At 73.2% G+C, this 3,434-nt stretch carries 3 protein-coding genes and 1 pseudogene; 1 reads left to right on the forward strand and 3 read right to left on the reverse strand.

Features of this window, described 5'->3' with window-relative positions:
- From SACSA_RS23550 to SACSA_RS0117365, 3 genes and pseudogenes are all read right to left on the reverse strand, one after another.
- Positions 1–317, reverse strand: a pseudogene (locus tag SACSA_RS23550) (A/G-specific adenine glycosylase); the annotation flags it as partial.
- A gap of 24 nt (positions 318–341) precedes the next feature.
- The gene (locus SACSA_RS0117360) at positions 342–830 is read right to left on the reverse strand and encodes a beta-class carbonic anhydrase (RefSeq protein ID WP_019819008.1); all 489 of its coding nucleotides are present in this window, start codon (positions 828–830) and stop codon (positions 342–344) included.
- A gap of 49 nt (positions 831–879) precedes the next feature.
- Positions 880–1,980: a LacI family DNA-binding transcriptional regulator gene (locus tag SACSA_RS0117365; RefSeq protein ID WP_019819009.1), complete on the reverse strand. Its 1,101-nt coding sequence runs from the start codon at positions 1,978–1,980 to the stop codon at positions 880–882.
- 234 nt (positions 1,981–2,214) lie between these two features.
- Between SACSA_RS0117365 and SACSA_RS0117370 the strand changes: the two genes are divergently transcribed.
- The gene (locus SACSA_RS0117370; RefSeq protein ID WP_019819010.1) at positions 2,215–3,288 is read left to right on the forward strand and encodes a metal ABC transporter solute-binding protein, Zn/Mn family; all 1,074 of its coding nucleotides are present in this window, start codon (positions 2,215–2,217) and stop codon (positions 3,286–3,288) included.
- The last annotated feature ends 146 nt before the right edge of the window (positions 3,289–3,434 follow it).

Below are 3,434 nucleotides of genomic sequence, written 5' to 3' on the forward strand. Positions count from 1 at the left end.
ACCGCGTCGCCGTGCTCGTCGGCGAGCACCGCCGCTGCCGCGTGCAGCCGCAGTGCGCGCCGGGGGTAGCCGAGTTTGCCCCAGGCGCGCACGACCTCGCCCTGACTCTCCGCGGCCAGGGCGGAGGGACACGGCCAGCGCGCGATCCACTGCTCCCACACCGGCAGCACCCGGGCCACCGGGGTCTGCTGGAGCATGATCTCGCTGACCAGCACGCCCCACGGTCCGCACTCGGGCCGCCGCCACGGCAGGTCGCGGGCGTGGGTGTCGAACCAGTCGACCAGGGCGTCGGTGTCGAGGGGCGTTGCGCTGGACATCGCGGCCAGGGTAGCGCCGCCGCCTCAGTCGATCTCGGTCAGCGTCCCGGCGCGGATGTCGTACACGAATCCGCGCACCGCGTCGGTGTGCGGCAGGTACGGGCTGCGCCGCACCCGCTCGGCCGACTGGCGCACGTTGGCCTCCACGTCGCGGAACGCCTCCACCGCCCACGGCGGGCGCAGGCCGGTGTCGTCTTCAAGCTCGTCCTTGAACCCGTCCTCGGTGACGGTGCCGACGCCGCATTCGGTGTGCTGGACGACCAGCACTTCGCGCGTGCCGAGCTTGCGCTGGCTCAGCGCGAGCGAGCGGATGACGTCGTCGGTGACGACGCCGCCCGCGTTGCGCAGGACGTGGGCCTCGCCCTTGGCCAGGCCGAACACCTCGGGCACGAGGATGCGGGCGTCCATGCAGGTCACGATCGCCACACGCAGGGACGGCGCGGCGGCGAGGCCGTCGGCGCCGGTGGCGCCGCTGTCGGAGTTGCGCTGGAGCAGAAGGTCGATCGAGGTCATGCTGTGCCCATTCTCCCGGGACGCGCCGACGCGGACGGTGGCGCCTCCGTCACGGCCCGAACCACTGTTCCTCGGCGGTGCGCGGAGGCCCCGACGTGCTGCCGACACGGAGTTCGGTGGGCAGGGTGATGACCTTGGGCGAGACCCTGTCGCCCGCGTCGAGCAGCAGCTTGCCCGCGGCCTTGCCCTTCTCCAGCACCGGCTGGTGCACCGTGGTCAACCCGGCGCGGGCGGCCTCGGCGATGCCGTCGAAGCCGGTGATCGTCAGGTCGGCGGGCACGCGAAGGCCCCTGCGTCCCGCCTCGGCCATCGCGCCGAGGGCGAGGATGTCCGAGGTGCAGATCAGCGCGGTCACCCTGGGATTGGCGTCGAGCAGTTGCCGCGCCGCCGTGGCGCCGTCGTCGACCGTATGGTCGAAGCGCTCGACCACCGGCACCGTGTTCCAGTCCACACCCGCAGCCTCGAACGTCCGGGCCAGCGCGGCCAGACGTGTGCGCTGCACGTGGTAATGCGCCTCCTGCTGTCGCCGGAGGGAGGCGAAGTCGTCGTTGCGGTCGCGTGCGAGCCGCATGCACAGGATGCCGACCTGCCGGTGGCCGAGGCCGACGACGTGGTTGGCGACCTCCACGGTGGCGTTTTCGTCGTCGGGCCCCACGCGGTCGAGCCCTTCGGTCTGCGGCTGGTCCACGACGACGGTGGGCACCGGGCGGGACAGCACCGCCGACAGGTGCGGGTCGTCGTCGGGCACCGAGTAGACGATGAACCCGTCGACGCCCGCCTGGTGCACGGCCGCGACCTCTTCCCGGCCGGGGCTGGCGGGCACCAGGTGCAGCCCCACGCCCGCGTCCTCACAGGCCAGCGCCAGACCCTCGAGCACGCCGACGGCGGCGGGGTCGCGGAAGGCGTAGGAGAGGTTCTCGGTGAGCAGCAACCCGACCGCGCCCGCCTTCCGGGTGCGCAGTGAGCGCGCCACGGGGTCGGGGCCCGGGTAACCGAGCCTGCGGGCGGTTTCGAGGACTCGCCGCCGCAGCTCGGGGGAGAGCTGGTCCGGCCGGTTGTACGCGTTCGACACCGTGGTTCGGGACACGCCCAGTTCGGCGGCGAGGGAGGCCAGCGTCGCCTGCCGCCGGGTTCGCATCGGCCGGTTCATGAACAAACCGTAACGGTTCAGAAGCCGGAGCAGAAGGCGCGCTCCACCTGCGTCACATGGTGACTCCGCGTCGCGGGCTCATTCACTCGACCGGTGGTCGCAGCGTCAGGCGATGCGGTATCGTGAAGTCGAAAATCATTTGCAATACCGGTGGGGTGACGCGGAGTGACGAAGAGTGAAGTTCGCCCAGGGCGGTGGCTCGCGGGCCTGTCGGCGGGGTGCGCGTCGGCTCTCGTGCTGACCGCGTGCGGAAGCGGTGGCGACGCCTCCGGCGGCGCGGACGACGGCCGACTCCCGGTGGTGGCCTCGACCAACGTGTGGGCCAGCGTGGTGAGCGCGGTCGGTGGCCGGCACGTGGAGGTCACCTCCGTCATCGACGACCCGTCGGCCGATCCGCACTCCTACGAGGCCGACGCCGCCGACGCCGCCGAGGTGCAGTCGGCGGAGGTCCTCGTCTACAACGGCGGCGGTTACGACGACTTCTTCGCCCGGCTCGCCGAGCGCGCGCCCGACATCCCGACCGTCGTGGCCGTCGACGCGGCGACCGCCGACGCGGACGGCGAGCGGTCCGGTGGCCAGGAGGACGGGGCCGGTCACGGCGACGGCGCCGGCCACGGGGACAGCGGTCACGAGGACCACGGGCACGAAGGGACGGGCACCGCGGGCGCCGGACAGGACGAGGCCGGTCACGACGGCGGCCACGAAGACGGTCACGACGCCGCTCACGACGGTGGTCACGAGGAGGACGGTCACGCGGGGCACGAGGGTCACGACCACGCCTCCGGCAACGAGCACGTCTGGTACGACCTGGCCGCCGTCGCTGCGGTCGCCGACCGGATCGCCGGGGCCCTGGGCGAGGCCGCCCCGGACCAGCGGGAGGTGTTCCGGGACAACGCGGCGACCTTCACCGCGCGGGTCGACGAGCTCTCCGCCGAGGTCGACGCCCTCGCCGAGCGCCACGGGGGCGGGCAGGTCGCCGCGACGGCGCCGCTGGCGGACTACCTGCTCACCGACGCCGGGCTGGAGGACCTCACCCCACGCGAGTTCTCGGCGGCCGTGGAGAACGAGACCGACGTCCCGGTCGCGGCGCAGCAGCGCATGCTGGAGCTGATGTCCGGGCGCGAGGTCGCCGCGCTCGTACGCAACGCTCAGACGCCCACGCCCGCGACGGAAAAGGTCGTCGAGGCCGCCCGGGGCGCCGGGGTGCCGGTCGTGGACCTCACCGAGACGTTGCCCGACGGCCAGGACGACTACATTGCGTGGATGAGCGCGCAGGTCGACGCGTTGTCCGGTGCGCTCGCGGGCTGAGTGCCCGGCGTGGACGGACGAGGACGAGAGTGAGTGGACACCCGACGGTGAGTGCAGTCAGCGGTGCGGCCGGCGACGGGGGCGCGGCCGAGGGCAGCGGAGGCCACGGCGGCGTGGGTGACGGCGGCGTGGCGGAGCGCCCGGCA

Source organism: Saccharomonospora saliphila YIM 90502, from assembly GCF_000383795.1.
Taxonomy (GTDB): Bacteria; Actinomycetota; Actinomycetes; order Mycobacteriales; family Pseudonocardiaceae; genus Saccharomonospora; species Saccharomonospora saliphila.

Coding starts and splice junctions, on each gene's coding strand:
- SACSA_RS0117360 (WP_019819008.1), bottom strand. CDS start 830: ATGACCTCGATCGACCTTCTGCTCCAGCGCAACTCCGACAGCGGCGCC.
- SACSA_RS0117365 (WP_019819009.1), bottom strand. CDS start 1,980: ATGAACCGGCCGATGCGAACCCGGCGGCAGGCGACGCTGGCCTCCCTC.